The organism is Devosia soli (genome assembly GCF_000970455.1).
Taxonomy (GTDB): domain Bacteria; phylum Pseudomonadota; class Alphaproteobacteria; order Rhizobiales; family Devosiaceae; genus Devosia; species Devosia soli.
The window spans coordinates 106,785-122,810 of sequence record NZ_LAJG01000024.1 but is presented as its reverse complement, the minus strand read 5'-3'; the positions used below and the strand labels follow the sequence as shown (position 1 = coordinate 122,810).

Annotated in this window: 13 protein-coding genes; 8 read left to right on the top strand and 5 right to left on the bottom strand. The window is 61.8% G+C overall.

What is annotated here, in order from left to right; translation table 11 throughout:
- Positions 1 to 23: 23 nt before the first annotated feature.
- The 6 genes from VW35_RS14130 (at position 24) to VW35_RS14105 (ending at position 8,547) form a co-directional block, all read left to right on the top strand.
- The gene (locus VW35_RS14130) at positions 24 to 2,345 is read left to right on the top strand and encodes a HAMP domain-containing methyl-accepting chemotaxis protein (protein WP_083982801.1); all 2,322 of its coding nucleotides are present in this window, start codon (positions 24 to 26) and stop codon (positions 2,343 to 2,345) included.
- A gap of 165 nt (positions 2,346 to 2,510) precedes the next feature.
- Positions 2,511 to 4,310: a methyl-accepting chemotaxis protein gene (locus tag VW35_RS14125; RefSeq protein WP_046143709.1), complete on the top strand. Its 1,800-nt coding sequence runs from the start codon at positions 2,511 to 2,513 to the stop codon at positions 4,308 to 4,310.
- Positions 4,311 to 4,320: 10 nt separating this feature from the next.
- Positions 4,321 to 4,782 carry a chemotaxis protein CheW gene (locus VW35_RS14120; RefSeq protein ID WP_046143708.1) on the top strand — a complete coding sequence of 154 codons (462 nt, stop codon included), beginning with the start codon at positions 4,321 to 4,323 and terminating at the stop codon, positions 4,780 to 4,782.
- Positions 4,783 to 4,842: 60 nt separating this feature from the next.
- On the top strand, positions 4,843 to 5,721 hold the full coding sequence (locus VW35_RS14115; protein ID WP_046143707.1) for a CheR family methyltransferase: 879 nt from the start codon (positions 4,843 to 4,845) through the stop codon (positions 5,719 to 5,721).
- 10 nt (positions 5,722 to 5,731) lie between these two features.
- On the top strand, positions 5,732 to 6,850 hold the full coding sequence (locus VW35_RS14110) for a protein-glutamate methylesterase/protein-glutamine glutaminase (RefSeq protein WP_046143706.1): 1,119 nt from the start codon (positions 5,732 to 5,734) through the stop codon (positions 6,848 to 6,850).
- Positions 6,847 to 8,547 (top strand): coiled-coil domain-containing protein, encoded by a 1,701-nt coding sequence (locus VW35_RS14105; protein WP_046143705.1) that lies wholly within the window; start codon positions 6,847 to 6,849, stop codon positions 8,545 to 8,547. The genes VW35_RS14110 and VW35_RS14105 overlap by 4 nt, the downstream gene beginning before the upstream one ends.
- A gap of 31 nt (positions 8,548 to 8,578) precedes the next feature.
- Here the strand turns inward: VW35_RS14105 and VW35_RS14100 are convergent, their stop codons facing one another.
- The 5 genes from VW35_RS14100 to VW35_RS14080 all read right to left on the bottom strand — a co-directional run bounded on the left by VW35_RS14100 (position 8,579) and on the right by VW35_RS14080 (position 13,591).
- Positions 8,579 to 9,322 carry a hypothetical protein gene (locus VW35_RS14100; RefSeq protein ID WP_052951743.1) on the bottom strand — a complete coding sequence of 248 codons (744 nt, stop codon included), beginning with the start codon at positions 9,320 to 9,322 and terminating at the stop codon, positions 8,579 to 8,581.
- Positions 9,323 to 9,324: 2 nt separating this feature from the next.
- The gene (locus VW35_RS14095) at positions 9,325 to 10,104 is read right to left on the bottom strand and encodes a DeoR/GlpR family DNA-binding transcription regulator (RefSeq protein ID WP_046143704.1); all 780 of its coding nucleotides are present in this window, start codon (positions 10,102 to 10,104) and stop codon (positions 9,325 to 9,327) included.
- Between the two features lie 199 nt (positions 10,105 to 10,303).
- Entirely contained in the window at positions 10,304 to 11,737 is a 1,434-nt protein-coding gene (locus VW35_RS14090) for a M81 family metallopeptidase (protein WP_046143703.1), read from the bottom strand.
- A 65-nt stretch (positions 11,738 to 11,802) separates the two neighbouring features.
- On the bottom strand, positions 11,803 to 12,984 hold the full coding sequence (locus VW35_RS14085) for an MFS transporter (RefSeq protein WP_046143702.1): 1,182 nt from the start codon (positions 12,982 to 12,984) through the stop codon (positions 11,803 to 11,805).
- Positions 12,985 to 13,102: 118 nt separating this feature from the next.
- Positions 13,103 to 13,591 (bottom strand): hypothetical protein, encoded by a 489-nt coding sequence (locus VW35_RS14080; RefSeq protein WP_046143701.1) that lies wholly within the window; start codon positions 13,589 to 13,591, stop codon positions 13,103 to 13,105.
- Positions 13,592 to 13,950: 359 nt separating this feature from the next.
- Between VW35_RS14080 and VW35_RS14075 the strand changes: the two genes are divergently transcribed.
- Together VW35_RS14075 and VW35_RS14070 are read left to right on the top strand one after the other, a co-directional pair.
- Positions 13,951 to 15,105 carry a Gfo/Idh/MocA family protein gene (locus VW35_RS14075; protein WP_046143700.1) on the top strand — a complete coding sequence of 385 codons (1,155 nt, stop codon included), beginning with the start codon at positions 13,951 to 13,953 and terminating at the stop codon, positions 15,103 to 15,105.
- Between the two features lie 13 nt (positions 15,106 to 15,118).
- Positions 15,119 to 16,006, top strand: coding sequence for a carbohydrate ABC transporter permease (locus VW35_RS14070; protein ID WP_046143829.1), 888 nt, complete (start codon positions 15,119 to 15,121; stop codon positions 16,004 to 16,006).
- Positions 16,007 to 16,026 lie beyond the last annotated feature (20 nt).

Sequence of the window (16,026 nt, the reverse complement as noted above, 5' to 3'; positions counted from 1 at the left end):
TTGCCTGAAGGGGCAATCCTGCAATGAGACTAACCATCAAAGCCAAGCTCGCGGCAACTTTTGCCACCGTCGTTGCGCTTTCTGCCGGCAGCATGCTGATCGCGGTCCAGAACCTGGGTCAGCTCAACTCGTCGCTCAACACCATCGTAGACGTTCGCACGGCCAACTCCCTGACCATGGCCCAGATGCAGACGAGCATGGAAAGCATGGGGTCTCGCACGCGCGCCCTGATCCTCAGCGACGATCCGGCAACGATCGAGGAATATATCGGCAAGATCGAGGAGGATGCTGGCGAAGTCACCGCGGGGATCGATACCCTGCGCGCCAACATCACCGACCCACAGACCACTGCCAGTCTAGAGGCTTTTGTCGCCAAGTATGACGAGCTCTGGACGGCCGTGAAGACGGTCGAGATCCCGGCCCAAGCCAATAGCGACGTTCAGGCATTGGCGATCAGCCGCAGCGAAGGCAGCGATTCCCTCGGCGTCGTCGAAGAGACCATGGGTGCACTCAAGAGTGCCATGGCTGCACGGGTCGCTGCCGGAGATCTCAGTGCCTTCCCGGCCTATCAAAAAGCCTCTGACAGCTTCCTGACCATGACGGACATCTTCCGGCAGCAGCGCAACATCCTGCTCGCATCCATGAATCCGGAACTGCAGGAAAAATGGCACGCCGATTACGTGTCCGGCATTGCCGCGATCAAGGATGAGATGCCGGCCCTGCGTCGCGCTGTCCCAGCCGCCGACGCCAATCTCGTCGCAGCTGCCGAAGCGGCCTATTCGGATATGGTCAACGCCATGGATAAGGCGGTCGCCATGTCGCTGACGCGCGCTGATCTGGACGCTACGGAAAAGAACGGAATCGCAGCCGCTCTGCGCACCGATGCCGATGCCATTCTCCAAGGCATGATCGATCATAATCGTACGCTGCTCTCGGAGGCGGCGGCCGGTGCCAATACCCTCTATCAGACGAGCCTGACGCTGCTGATCGGCCTCCTCGTCGGGTCCGCCTTGATCGCCGCAATTGCCGCAACCTGGATCGTGCTTGGCATTTCCCGCGGTCTCAACAAGGTCAAGCAAGTCGTTTCGGCGGTCTCGATCGGCGATCTCGACCAGCGCGTCGAAATCAAGAGCAATGACGAGATCAAGGACCTCGTCGATACCGTCAACGTCATGACCGACAACCTGCGGGCTTCGGCGACGGTCGTCGATCAGGTGGCCTATGGCGACCTTTCGGCAAAACCAAAAATCCTGTCCGACAAGGACGTGCTCGGCCAGGCGATGACGCGCATGGTCGAAGGTCTCGGCGCTTCGGCAGCCGTGGCCGAACAGATTGCCGGCGGCGATCTGACCGTCGAGCCGCGGCGTCTTTCCGACAAGGATACGCTGGGTATCGCGCTCGAGCGCATGGTGGAAAAGCTGCGAGACGTGATCGCGGACGCCATCGCCTCGGCCAACAATGTTTCGGCCGGGGCTCAGGAAATGTCGGCAACCGCCGAACAGCTGAGCCAGGGCGCGACCGAACAGGCGTCGTCCACCGAAGAGGCTTCGGCTTCGATGGAAGAAATGGCTGCAACCATCAAGCAGTCTGCCGATAATGCGAGCCAGACTGAGAAGATCGCCCGACAGTCGGCTGCCGACGCGATCGCTTCTGGTGAAGCTGTGGCTCATGCGGTTTCCGCCATGGAAACGATCGCGCAGAAGATCATGGTCGTACAGGAAATCGCGCGCCAGACCGATCTTCTGGCGCTCAACGCAGCGGTGGAAGCTGCCCGTGCCGGTGAACATGGCCGCGGTTTTGCGGTGGTCGCCTCGGAAGTGCGCAAGCTTGCCGAACGGAGCCAGGCTGCAGCGGCTGAAATTTCGACCCTCTCCGGGACGACCGTAAAGGCGGCGCAGTCGGCAGGCGAAATGCTCAACAAGCTCGTGCCCGATATCCAACGCACGGCCGAACTCGTCGAGGAAATCTCGGCCGGCAGCCGCGAACAGAATGTGGGCGCGGCGCAGATCAATACCGCGATCCAGCAGCTCGATAAGGTGACCCAGCAGAACACTTCAGCGGCCGAAGAAATGTCTTCGACGGCCGAGGAGCTGGCGAGCCAGTCCGAGCAGCTACAATCGGCGATCAGCTACTTCCGCCTCAGCAGCGGCGCGATGGCCCCGGCCGTCAACGCCAACCGCAAGCCGGCACCGGCAGCGGCCAAGCGCGATATCCGCGCCGCCGTGGTCGCTGCCGCGCCGCATATGGCCAATCGCCCCAAGATGGCCTCGGGTGGCTTCGATCTCGATCTCGAAGGCGCCGTGGACGATCTCGACAGCGAGTTCTCCCGCGCCGGCGCCGCCTGACGGCACACGAAGGCCAGAAGTCCTTCGCGTCCTCTGCCGAAAGGCATCTGCAAACTCCAGGCCGGACCCATGCCCGGCCCCAAATTCAGCGTCACTCGCCGCGTCGCACCGGCACCAATCGGCTCAAGGCGCAGAAGCGCCTTTCGAGGACAAGGATAATCTCAGATGAGATTTACGATCAAACTCAAGCTCGGCCTGGCTTTCGCCGCCGTCATTCTCATTTCGGGCCTGATGACGGCCTTCTCGATCTCCAACCTGGGTTCGCTCAATGATGCGATCACCCGTCTCGTGGATGGTCCAGCCGCCAATATCAAAGACTCCAACGACCTCGCCAATGCCGTTCTCCTTGCCATCCGGGCCGAAAAGAACGTCATCCTGAATACCGATGCTTCGGAAATTCAGAACTATATCGAGGACGTGCAAACCAATCGCGGCCAGGTCGAACCGCTGCTCGACAAGCTCGAAGCCGATCCCGATCCGGTGGTTGCCGATAAGGCCAAGCAGTTCCGCGCGCTGTTGCCCAAGTGGATCGGGCTGCAGGACCAGATCATTGCCCTCGGCAAGCAGAACTCTACCGAGTCCAATGCCCGCGCTGCGACGATTTCGATGGGTGAATCCGCCTCGATCAACAATGAGATGATCTCCCTGCTCGATGATCTCAACGCCCAGATCACCGGCACGCTGGCCCAGATGGACCAGGACACCAATGTGCAATACGACACCTCGCGCAACCTGCTTCTGGCCGCAACCGCGCTGACCCTCGTGTTGTCGATCGTTGTTGCCGTCTGGATCTCGCTGACCATCAGCACCGGCCTCCGCCGCGCCATCGGCCTTGCCGACGCCATCAGCATTGGCGATCTCAACCAGAAGATCGAGCATAAGGCCAACGACGAAATCCGCGATCTGGCGAATTCGCTGACCGTGATGACCGACAACCTGCGCAATTCCGCAACAATCGCCGACCAGATCGCCAATGGCGACCTGACGGTCGAGCCCAAGCGTCTGTCGGACAAGGATACGCTCGGCATTGCGCTTGAACGCATGGTCGAAAAGCTCCGCGACGTGATCGCCGATGCCATTTCGTCGGCCAACAATGTCTCGGCTGGTGCCCAGGAAATGTCGGCAACGGCCGAACAGCTGAGCCAGGGGGCGACCGAACAGGCGTCATCCACAGAAGAAGCCTCGGCTTCGATGGAAGAAATGGCTGCGACGATCAAGCAGTCGGCTGACAATGCGTCCCAGACCGAAAAGATCGCTCGCCAGTCTGCTGCCGATGCCATCGCTTCGGGTCAGGCTGTGGCCAATGCCGTCACCGCCATGGAAACCATCGCCGATAAGATTCTCGTCGTCCAGGAAATCGCCCGTCAGACCGATCTTCTCGCCCTCGACGCAGCGGTCGAGGCTGCCCGTGCCGGCGAACATGGCCGTGGCTTTGCGGTCGTGGCTTCGGAAGTGCGCAAGCTCGCCGAGCGCAGCCAGGCTGCGGCGGCTGAAATTTCGACCCTCTCCGGGACGACCGTGAAGGCAGCGCAGTCGGCCGGCGAAATGCTCAACAAGCTCGTGCCCGACATCCAGCGCACCGCCGAACTTGTCGAGGAAATCTCCGCCGGCAGCCGCGAGCAGAATGCCGGTGCGTCGCAAATCAACACCGCGATCCAGCAGCTCGATAAGGTCACCCAGCAGAATACCTCTGCGGCCGAAGAAATGTCCTCGACGGCCGAGGAACTGGCGAGCCAATCCGAGCAACTCCAGGCCGCGATCAGCTACTTCCGTCTGAGCGCCAATGCCACGGCCAATCTTGCTGCGGCGCCCAAGGCCCGCCGCGACCTCAAGAGTGCCGTGATGGCTGCTGCCCCGCACATGAACCGGGCCGCCGCCAAGCCCAAGGCCAATTCGGGCGGGTTCGACCTGTCGCTCGATGGCGGCGGCGACGATATCGACGCGGATTTCACCCGCGTAGCCTAAGGGAAAAACCATGGCAGACCTCAACCAATATGTGACCTTGGGGGTGGCGGAGGAAATCTTCGCCGCACCGGTCACCAAAGTTCAGGAAATCCTCGACATGCGCGCCATTTCGCGCCTGCCGCGGGCGCCCGAGAATTTCCTCGGCATCATCGATGTGCGCGGGCAGGGCGTGCCCGTGCTTGACCTGCGGCTGACGCTGGGCATGGATCCCAAGGGCGACACGGAGACGACGCGCATCGTCGTCCTCTGTGTGCAAAGCCCGACGGGCCCGGTGACGCTCGGGCTTCGTGCCGATCGCGTCTTCGAGGTAACGGTGCTCGACAGCGACGAGCTCGACCCGCCCCCGAGCTTCAATGCCCGCTGGCAGGATCACTGCATCGAGGGCATCGGGCGTCGGAACGGCAATTTCGTCACCGTGCTCGACCTCGACAAGCTGTTGGGCAGCGGCGCCGACATTCTTTCGGCAGCCTGAACCTCGTTTTTCGGCCCGCACATCGTTTCGGCGCGGGCCCGCTCCCTGTTGGAGACTAGAGTGGCTTTAGTATCGCGTGCCCCTGTTCTTGAAGCGGATGGCGAAGACCATCTCAGCCATGCCGATTTTGCCAAGATCGCAACCCTGATCGGCAATGAGGCTGGCATTCGCCTGCCCCCGGCCAAGCGGCTGATGGTGGAAGGGCGGCTGCGGCGGCGTCTGCGCGCTCTGCAATTGCCGACCTTCGACGCTTATGGCGACTACATTTTCCGCAAGGATGGGATCAAGGCCGAGCTGCCCTATCTCATCAATGTGGTGACGACCAACAAGACCGACTTCTTCCGCGAGCCCGAACATTTCGAGCTGATGCGTTCGAAAATGGTGCCGGAATTGCTGGAGGCCCGTTCGGGCGAGCGCAATCCGCTTCTAAAAATCTGGAGCGCGGCGTCCTCGACCGGTGCGGAGGCTTATACCTGCGCCATGGTTCTGGCCGATATGGTCAAGCAGATGCGCAACTTCCGCTTCGCCATCCTCGGGACCGATATTTCGACCGACGTGCTCGACCAGGGCCGGCGCGCCGTCTATCCGGCTGACCAGATCGTGCCCGTGCCGCAGAACATGCAGGCGCAATATCTGATGTGGGCGCGCAAGAACGGCGTGCGTCCCGATGTGCGGATCGTGCCCGAACTGCGCCGGCTGGTGCAATTTCATCGCCTCAACCTGATGGAGGAGAAATATCCGTTCGACCGGGATGTCGACATCGTCCTGCTGCGCAATGTGCTGATCTATTTCGACAAGACGGACCAGGCCAAGGTGATCAATCGTCTTGTCGGCCATCTCCGGCCGGGCGGTTATCTACTTCTTGGTCATTCCGAGTCCATGATCGGCACGTCGATACCCGTGCGGCAGGTCGCGCCTGCCGTCTTCCAGCGAGTGTGAGCATAACAGAATGAGCAAAATCCGCGTCCTCATCGTGGATGACAGTGCCTCGGTGCGAACGACGCTGAGCGAGATCATTTCGGCCGACCCCGACCTCGAAGTCATGGCGACGGCCGCCGACCCCTATGTCGCGGTCGAAAAAATCCGTCACGAAGTTCCTGACGTGATCTTTCTCGACGTCGAAATGCCGCGCATGGACGGGCTGACCTTTCTCAAGAAGATCATGGCCCAGCGCCCCATTCCTGTGGTGATCTGCTCGGGCCTTGCCCAAGCCGGTTCGGATACGCTGATGCAATGTATGGAAGCTGGTGCCGTCGATGTCGTGACCAAGCCGCGCGTCGACACCGCGCAGTTCCTGCAAGAATCGCGCATGCGCATCTGCGATGCGGCCAAGGCCGCGGCCCATGCCAAGATGAAGGGGCTGAAGAAAGCTGCGCCGGTAATGACGGTCGAGGCCAAGCTCACGGCCGATGCGATCATTCCACCCCTGAGCGACATGCGGCGTGACAGCCTCATTGCCCGCATGCCCGTGACCGAGCCAATTGTTTCCATCGGGGCCTCGACCGGCGGCACAGAAGCCCTACGCGAAGTGCTCGAAGAATTGCCGGCAACGAGCCCGGCCATCCTCATCGTCCAGCACATGCCTGAAAAATTCACCGGCGCCTTTGCCCGCCGGCTCGATTCGACCTGTGCCATCACGGTCAAGGAAGCCGAGGACGGCGACCTCGTCATGGCAGGCCGCGCCCTGATCGCGCCGGGTAATGTGCACATGCAGCTCGTGCGCAACGGATCGCGCTATACCGTGAAAATCGTCGAGGGACCGCACGTGTCGCGTCATCGGCCCTCCGTCGATATCCTGTTCCGTTCGACCGCGCAGATGGCTGGCCGCAATGCCTTGGGCATGCTGCTCACCGGCATGGGCGACGATGGCGCCCGGGGCCTTCTCGAAATGCGCCAGATGGGCAGCCCCACCGTCGCGCAGGACGAAGAAAGCTCGGTCGTTTTCGGCATGCCCAAGGAAGCCATCCAGCGCGGTGCCGCCGGGCGCATCCTGCCCTTGTCGCGCATGGCGACGGAGATCATCAATTTCGGGCGCAATGCGCCGCGAGCAGCCGGAGGCGCCGCATGACCGGTTCCGACGCCACATCCGTCAAGGCCCTATCCCTGGCGCTGGCCCAGCCGCGCCAGGAGATCGAGGAAGCCTTCGTTTCCGTCGGCTCGCGCCTTTCCGAAGGCGCGGCGATGCTCAACAGGCTGACCCGGCTCTTCGAGGCGCTGCCCACCGCGCTCCAGGGCGAGGAGGTCGTCGAGGCTTCGAGTCAGCTGCGCGCCGTAGCGCGCAAGGCACGCGAACTGACCGCAGATTTCGCCAAGGAAAAGGCCGATCTCGCTCGTCTCGCCGAAGTGGTCGCGGCGGCAACGGGCCCGATCGATCAGTTGCGCCGCACCGTCAAGATGATCGGCATCGTCTCGGTCAACGCCCGCGTCACCGCCGCTGGCATCGTCGGGGACAGCGACGATTTCGACGTTTTCACCACCGATATCGCGACCCTGTCGGATTCGGCGCATTCGACCATCCAGGAATTCAGCCAGGTCTATCGGCAACTGACGACTGAGGTCGGGCGTGCGGTGAGCCAGCGCGCGCGTTTCGATACGGCCCACGCCCATACTTTATCCGAGCTGGCGGAAAATCTCGACGAGACGCTAGAAGCGCTCGATGCACAGCGGCAATCGGCCGTCGAAAGCTCGGCGGAAACGGGTCGCGTGTCGCGCGGCATCGTCGGGCGGATCGGCAGCGCCGTCATGGCCCTGCAGGTGGGCGACTCGACCCGCCAGCGGCTCGAGCACGTGGAAGCCGGGCTCAATAGTCTCGCCGATCTCTTGAGCGAAAGCGGCGATCAACGCGAGGCGCTGACGGCGCTGAGCCTTCTCGAAGAAGAGCAATTGCGCTCGACCGCGCAGGATTTTGCCGGCGAAGTGGGTGAAGCGGAAGAGGCGCTGCAGGCGCTGGCAAGCGACGCCGGCACGATCATGGCGCGCAGCCGCGACCTTTATGGCGCCGGCAGCAGCGAAGGTTCGGCGCTGACAACGCTCAGTGCGCAATTGCGCGTTGCGACCGAGATCCTCCGTGATTGCGAAATCGAGCGCAGCAAGCTCGAAGCGGTTGCGGCAGCCGTGCAACAGACCGTGTCGGTACTGCTCGGCCATGTCGCCGCAGTCCAGGATATCGAATCCAATATGCGGCTCGTTTCGCTCAACGCGGCGGTGCGTTGCGCGCAATTAGGTCCGCGCGGCGCTTCTCTCACCGTGATTGCTTCGCAATTGCGCGAACTGACGACGGAGACGGTGGTTGCCGCAGAAGCCGCGATGGCGCAGCTCGACGAAGCATCCGCTCTTGCTGGCGCTTTCGGCGAAGCCGCTGGCGGCGAGAATGCCGGGCAGATCGGCCGGCTCGAACAGCAGGCCAACCACGCCATGGCGCTGCTCACCGGGCTCGACGAACGCCTCTCGACGGCGATGGCGAGCCTTAGTGCCGATGGTCCAAAGGTCATCGGCCTTCTCAACGCAGCCGCGTCCGGCATCGATGGCCAATCGCGGCTCGCCGAAAACATGGAAGACATCGCCATGCAGATCGCAGCGCTGTCATCGGACCCGATGCCCGATCCCCTCCCGGAGGATCTGCTGCCGGTGCTCGAAAAGCTGCGCAAGACCTATACGATGGAGGCGGAACGGCAGATCCACAACCGTCTCTTCGGCAATGCCGGTACAGTGCTGGTCGAGGAACCGGCCAACGACGACATGGACCTCGATGCGCTGATGTTCTGACAAGAAGGCCCGCCGAAGCGGGCCTTTTTTCTTAGCGCGTGCAGTGCGCCGTCACCTGGCCCCAATCGCCGAAATGGCCGCCGACACGCTCGGCCTCGCCCAAGGGCATAGCGACGCGGGCACCGGTGATGATCGTCTGGCCGGCCTTGAGCGGCAGGCCGCGCGCTTCGGCATGTGGCGCGAGCCAGACGAGCGCAGCAATGATATCGTCCCATGATGCGCCCTTGTCGACGGCCTTTGACACCTGGCCATCATAGGTAAGGGATACCGGCAGCGTCGCGAGAGCGCCGCGGATGTCGGCAGAAAGCGCCGGGCCGACGACCACGGCGCCATTGCTCTGAAGATCACCGAGCTGCAGGTTGCGCGGTGTCCCATCGCGATCGGCAAAGGGGTCGCCGACCATTTCGAGCGCAGGATTGACCGAAGCGATCGCCGCCTCGACTTCGAAGCGATTGGGCGAGCCGAAGAGATCGGCGCCGAGGAGAACGGCAACTTCGACTTCGGCGATGATGAAGCGATGGGTCTTGGCGTCGAGCGTTGCACCATTGGGGAAGAAGCGATTGGCGGGGATCGGCGCGCAGATCGGCGTGCTTTCACCTCCGGCAAGGATCTTCCAGCCGCCGACAGGGCCGATATTAGCCATGATCCGATCCTGCAGCGCATAGACCGCGTCCATGTCCGCCGGCACATCCGCATCAGTCACCGGGCCGACGACCGGACCTCCGTCATGGGCGGCAATCAGGGCCTTGGCGAGTGTATCGAGCGGGGAGGTCATGGTCAGTCCTGTGGTTGGGAGAAATTGGTTTCGATCAGCCGGATATCGGCCTCGTCGCAGAGCCGCCGGATCGAATCGTGCGGGCAGCTGTCGGTGATGAAGGTATGAGCCTGCGACAGGTGCCCGATGCGCACCGGCGCCGTGCGTGAGAACTTGGTTGCGTCCGAAACCAGGATCACATGCCGGGCATTGGCGATGATCGCCTGGGCGACCTTGACCTCGCGAAAATCGAAATCGAGCAGCGCACCATCCGGATCGATGGCCGAAACGCCGATGACGGCGAAATCGACCTTGAACTGGCGGATGAAATCGACCGCCGCCTCGCCTACGATGCCACCATCGGAGGGGCGCACGACCCCGCCGGCAATGACGACTTCAACGCTCGGCACGGTGCGCAGCCGATTGGCGACATTGATATTGTTGGTGATGACCATGAGGCCATGATGCTCGCTCAGTGCCTGGCTAACGGCTTCGGTCGTCGTGCCGATATTGATAAAGAGCGAGGCATTGTCGGGGATCAGCGCGGCAGCGGCGCGGCCGATCGCCTGCTTTTCCTCGGTCGCGATCTGGCGGCGAGCTTCATATTCGACGTTTTCGACGCCGGATGGGTGAATTGCCCCGCCATGGGTGCGCTTGAGCGCACCGCGATCGCAAAGAATGTTGAGATCCTTGCGGATGGTCTGCGGGGTGACCTCGAAAGCTTCGACAAGCTGTTCCACCGTGACCCCGCCCTTTTGCCGGGCGAGTTCGACGATCTGGGCCTGTCGCATCTGGGGATTCATGAAGAGCCTGCCGCTTTCGGTTTGTGCGTAAACGAAAGTGGGGCGCGATGGAAGGGTGTCCGTGGTTCCAAGTCCTGCCGGCCTCCCCCCATCAAGGGGGAGGTGGCGCATCGCGTTTGAGGCGCGATCTATTCAATACCTCTGCCCTGCACCTCCCCCTAGATGGGGGAGGTTGGGATGGGGTGATGCAGGCGCCAGATTATTTGGCCAGCGCCGACCACTTAACCCCCGGCACGAACGCAAAATTGCGGTCGAAGGGGAAACTCGGGCGCGGGGTGTGGTTGCGGGTGGTGCGTTCGACGAACTGGTCTACTACGCCCGGCGACAGGGCCATGATGCCGGGGTTGGCGATGGGGCCAAGCTCTGGGGAGAGATAGCCCGACTTCACCGCCACGATCTTTGCCGCGCGTGGATCAAGGCCGAGCTTGGTGAAGTCCGCAATGTTGTGGAAGGGGCGACGGCGAGCGGTCAATACCAGGTCGATGCCACCGATGCGGACGACCGCTTCGCGGAAGAGCGGATTGTCGTGCTCGAGAAGAAAGATCACTTCGCCTGTCGTATCGACCGGCGTCGAGGACGGGTCGAGGCTCGCGCCGATATGGAGGGGAATGGTCGCGCCAACGCCGGCGGCATAGGCGGCCTCCGTGGCGGCTTTGTCTGCAATGCCGGCAAAGATCACGCCTTGTGCGTCCCGGGCGATGAGTGCTGCCAAAACCTCGGCCCTGTCCCCGACGCCGCCGCCGGTGGGGTTGTCGCCGGATTCGGCGAGCACCACCGGGCTGGTCTTGCTGGCAATGGCGCGGTCGACGCACTCGTCGATGGAGCCGGTTTCCATGCCGAAGACGAATTGTTCGCGCACGTCCCAATAGTCTAGCGCGAGTTTTGTAGCAGCCTTTTCCATCGCCGCCTTGTCGGTGCCGGTGATGACGGCACAGGCGGTGGAACGCGGTTCGTCGGCCCAGACATAGCCGACTTGGAAGGAGGCGTCCCAGATGCCGGACTGCTCTTCCACCTCGTGGAGCTGGGCATAAAAGCTCCTGGCCGGCTCGTCCTGGGTGGAGGTGCGTTCGCCGGGGAGCAGCACGGGAACAGGGGCCCAGGCGACTTTGGGCCTGACGCCGGTGCGTAGAGCGCGGACCAGCATGGTCACCGCGCGCCGCATGGTGTCGGGCACATCGATATGGGGCGCAGTGCGATAGGTCGAAAAGATGTCGAGGCCATCGACAATCTTCTGGCTGACATTGCCATGGAGATCGTAGCTGGCAGCGATCAATACGTCGGGGCCGACGAGATCGCGGACGGAGGCAATAAAGTCGCCCTCGGCGTCGAGCATGTTTTGAACGAACATGGCGCCGTGCATGGCAAGATAAACGCCGTCAAGCGGCATGGCGGCCCTGATACCGTCGAGGATTTCGGCTTTCCATTTTTGGTAGAGCGCATGTTCGACGGGGCCGCCGGCAATGGCGCGGGCGTGGAGAATGGTGACGAATTCGGCCGGGAAATGCGTCAGGAAGTCAAAATACTGGTCCTTAAGCATGCTCGGGCCGCGCAAGACGCGAAAATCGGCCTCGCGGGCGATGACGGGATTGTAGGTGCTGCATTCGGTATGCAGGCCAGCAACGGCAATGCGCATCTTCGAACCACTCCGTAGGACAAATCGCTCCAATGAAGCGATTTGAGGTGAGAAGGCCATGAGGGCTATGCCCGAATGGCGGGGGACTGAGGTTTGGCCACTGTGGGGTTTTGACCGGCGAGCCGTCCCGCGAGCGAGAGGCTCAAGAGCAGGAACGGCACGACGCAGGCAATGCCGAAGCGAATGCCGGAATGTTCGGCGACGAAACCGATAAGCGGCGGGCCCATCAGAAAGCCGGTGAGGGCCACGAAGGAGAGTACGGCGACATTGGCCGAGGCGGGACGGTCGCCGATGCCGGCAGCGGCGGTCACAGCGAGGGGGAAGCCGACGGAAACGCCGACCCCGATGATGCCGAAGCCGATCAGCGCCAGTTCGACCCCAGGCGCAAAATAAAGAAAAAGTCCGCCGAGGACGGCGAGAGTGCCGCAAAGGCGGGCAGTGGTGACAGCACCAAAGCTGCGCTTGAGCGTGTCGCCGCCAAAGCGGCCGGCCGCGACCATGAATGCAAAGAAGGAATAGCCAAGCCCGACGAGCCCGCCTTCGGCCGAAAGCGCATCGCGGAGGAAGATAGCCGACCAGTCAGCCATGGCGCCCTCGGTCATGGTGATTCCGAAAACGAAAAGGCAGATGCCGATCAGGGCCGGGCTCGGAGGGGACCATGCCGATTTTCGGGATTGGCCCTCGACTGGAGCGTCACTGAGCCTGGGCAGGGCAAGGCCGGCGGCGATGGCGACCGGGAGGACGAGGGATGCAAGGAGCGGCACCGCGATCTGCGGGATGACCCCGATGGCGGCAAAGCCCGACCCAATGAGGCTGCCTACCATGATGCCGAGCGACCAGCAGCCATGGGAGGTGTTCATGATCATCTTGCCGCTCGATTTTTCGACGAGGTCGGCCTGAACGTTGAGCCCGAGTTCGACAAAGGAAATGGCGGAGCCGGCCAGCATCAGGGCGATGAACAAAAGGATCGGATGCGGGGCCAGCACCGGCAGGCTCGCAGCGACCGAATAGAACACAAAGCCCCAGATGATGGCGGCGCGCGCGCCGATCTTGGCCACCAGCGGACCGGCAAAGGGCAGGGTGATCAGCGTGCCGCAAGGCATGCCGAGCAGCGCCAGCGCCAGAGCCGCCGGACCAAGGCCTAGAGCGGCCTGGATTTCTGGGATGCGCGGCAACCAGGCACCGAAAGCGACAGGCTGGAGAAAGAAAACCAGCATGGTCAGGCGCTGCGGGGAGAGGATGGACATGGACCAATTCCGTGCTTTGCCCCTCCGGTGCCGTCCCCCGCGAAAGCGGGGACCTCCGTTGGGATGGCCGAAGGCAAACTGGCGTTCCCGGTTTCGCGGGAATGACACCACGTTTTTCTTAAGCCGTCTTGCCCATGGGGTAAGGAAGGTAACCCACGAACCCCGTCAACTTCCACGTCCCCTCGACCTTGCGGCAAAAATAGAGCGTTTGCCAGTTGAGGCGATCTGCGCCGCCATTGCTGAGCTTGATCTCGCCGTTGAACGTCTTGTGCGCGATCGCCCGGTCGCCGGTGATCTCGATTTCCGTGAGGCTCGTGGCGCGGTGGATGCCGGCCTCGACGTCCTCGGCATAGGACTGGGCCTGGCCCTCATGTGCCTGGCGCAGCCACTCGTCGCGATAGTCTTCGAGCGTGGGAAAGCTGATGGTCCAGCCGTCCGGATTATCGGTCTTGTTGCCATTGATCCCCATGAAGTCGCCGGCAACGAAATCGCTTTCGACCATCGACCAGTCCGCAGCGACATAGGCGGCGATGTCGCGCGGCACCAGCATAGTCCAGATGGCGGAGCGGTCGGGATCGTTCGGGAAGGGATTCTGCGACGAGGTCATAGAGTTCTCATGGTCCGGCTGGCCCGTTGCAGGCCTCTGCCGATAGTCTGTATCAAATTTTCAGGCATGTCATCTCAAGGCCCAAGCATGAAAGAGGCCACAACGATACCAATTGCGACATGCTGCATGTTGGCGCTGACTTTGTCCACATCATTGATCGGCACAAAGGCATATAAAACGCCCAGAAATGCAGCAAACTGCTGCTGAAAGCAGCGATGAAGAAGAGTGGCTTAAATTGGTATTGTCAATGGCGGGAATCTGTGTTGACATTCCTTCATAAACACGCCTAGTCTTGAAAATCGTTTACAGAAATACCGACCAATCCGGAAGAGATTGGCGGGAAACAGGGTACAGGGAATATGCGGGTAGGCATTATCGGCCTTGGCTATCGCTTGGCTTATCTGGCGCGGGTTTTCTCCGCCGCCAAAAGCGATTTCAACATCGTCGGCTATGTCGATCCGGCCCCGGCGGGCCTGCCCTATGCAGCCGAACATGGCGTTGCCGTCGGCAAGCAATATGACAGCCTCGAGGCCCTGATCGATGAGGGCAATCTCGATCTCTTGATGGTCGGCTCGCCCAATCATCTTCACCTCGAGCATATCCGGATCGGCCTCGAGCGCGGCATGAAGATTTTTGCCGAAAAGCCGGTGGTGACCTCGATCGAGGACACGATGGCGATCGCCGAGCTGATCGGCCAATACGGCTCCGACAATGTTATGGTGGGTCTCGTTCTGCGTTATGCGCCGCTTTACGTCGATCTGCGCAAGGCCCAGGCCGAAGGCAAGCTCGGCGATATCGCCTCGATCGAAGCTTCCGAAACAATTCCGCCCTATCACGGCGCCTTCTTCATGCGCGACTGGCGGCGGTATGGAAAGTATTCGGGCAGCTTCATGCTCGAAAAGTGCTGCCACGACCTCGATCTTTATAATGGCGTCATGGGCTGCCGCCCGCGCTATGTCGCCAGCTTCGGCGGTCGCCGCAGCTTCGTGCCAGCCAATGCGCCGCAGGTTTCCGGCATCAACGACATGGAAGTCTACCATCGCAAGCCTTCGGGCTGGATGGGCTCGGACAAGGTATTTGATAGCGACGGCGACATCATCGATTTCCAGACCGCGCTCATCCAGTATGAGAACGGCGCGGCAATGACCTTCCATACCAATCTCAATACCCCTGACGATTACCGGCGCTTTGCCGTGATCGGTGCCAAGGGCATGGCCGAAGGCGATTTCGTCCGCAATTATTTCAAGGTCACCGACAGCCGCACCTCGGATCGGCTGGAAGACAAGACCTATGAGGCCAGTTCGCTTTCCGCTCACTATGGTGCCGACGAGCAGATGGCCGAAGACATTCTCAAGCATCTTGTCGAAGGCGCACCGCTGCCGGTCTCGGTGGTCGATGCGCTTGAGGCCGGTCTTCTGGCCCTCTCGATGGATGAGGCAATGCGAAACAAGTCCGTCGTCGACATGACGCCCATCTGGCAGCGTTTCGATGCTGCTCTCGGGCGAGCGAGCTGAGGGAGAAAAGCCGATGACCAGCACCAGAAGCGCCACCCTCTTCGCCTTTGCCCTGCTGGCTCCGGCACTGATCTATATCCTCACCATCGTCGCCTATCCGCTGCTCGATACGTTCATCCTGAGTTTTACCAACGCCTCGCTGCGCCAGGATTATGACTTCGTCGGCTGGGCCAACTACCTGCGCATCTTCGGCGCCGGCAATTTCACCGACGTCATCATCCGCACCTTCGTCTGGACCTTCTTCTCGGTCTCGATCAAGATGATCATCGGCATGTGTGGCGCGGTGCTCCTCAATGCCGCCATTCCCGGCCAGACGCTCTTCCGCGTCCTGACAATGCCGCCCTGGATCGTGCCCATGGCGATCGGCATCTTCATGTGGGGCTGGATGTATAACGGCCAGTTCGGCATGATTTCCGGCCTCCTGCAGAATTTCGGCATCGTCAATGGCCCGGTTGCCTGGCTCGCCTATGGCAACACCGCCTTCTGGGCGACGATCATCACCGACGTCTGGATCGGTGTGCCCATGGTTACGATCTATTTCCTGGCCGCCATGCAGTCGATCCCCAAGGATCTCTATGAGGCCGCCTGGACCGATGGCGCTGGCCGTGGCTATCGCTTCCGCCGCATTACGTTGCCTTTGATGGTGCCGGCGATCATCACCATGAGCCTGCTCTCGCTCATCGCCACGTTCAATTCCTTCGATATCATCTGGATCCTGACTCAGGGCGGCCCGTCGGGCTCGACCACCACGATGATCATCGACACCTACAAGACCGCCATGGGCAGCCGCAAATATGGGGAAGGTGCCGCGCGCGCCGTCGTCATCTGCATCTTCGTCTCGCTGTTCTGCCTCGCTTATTTCCGGGCGGTCCGGAAGCTCTCGCAGGGAGAAGCCAAATGAGCGACGTCGCTCGCACCACC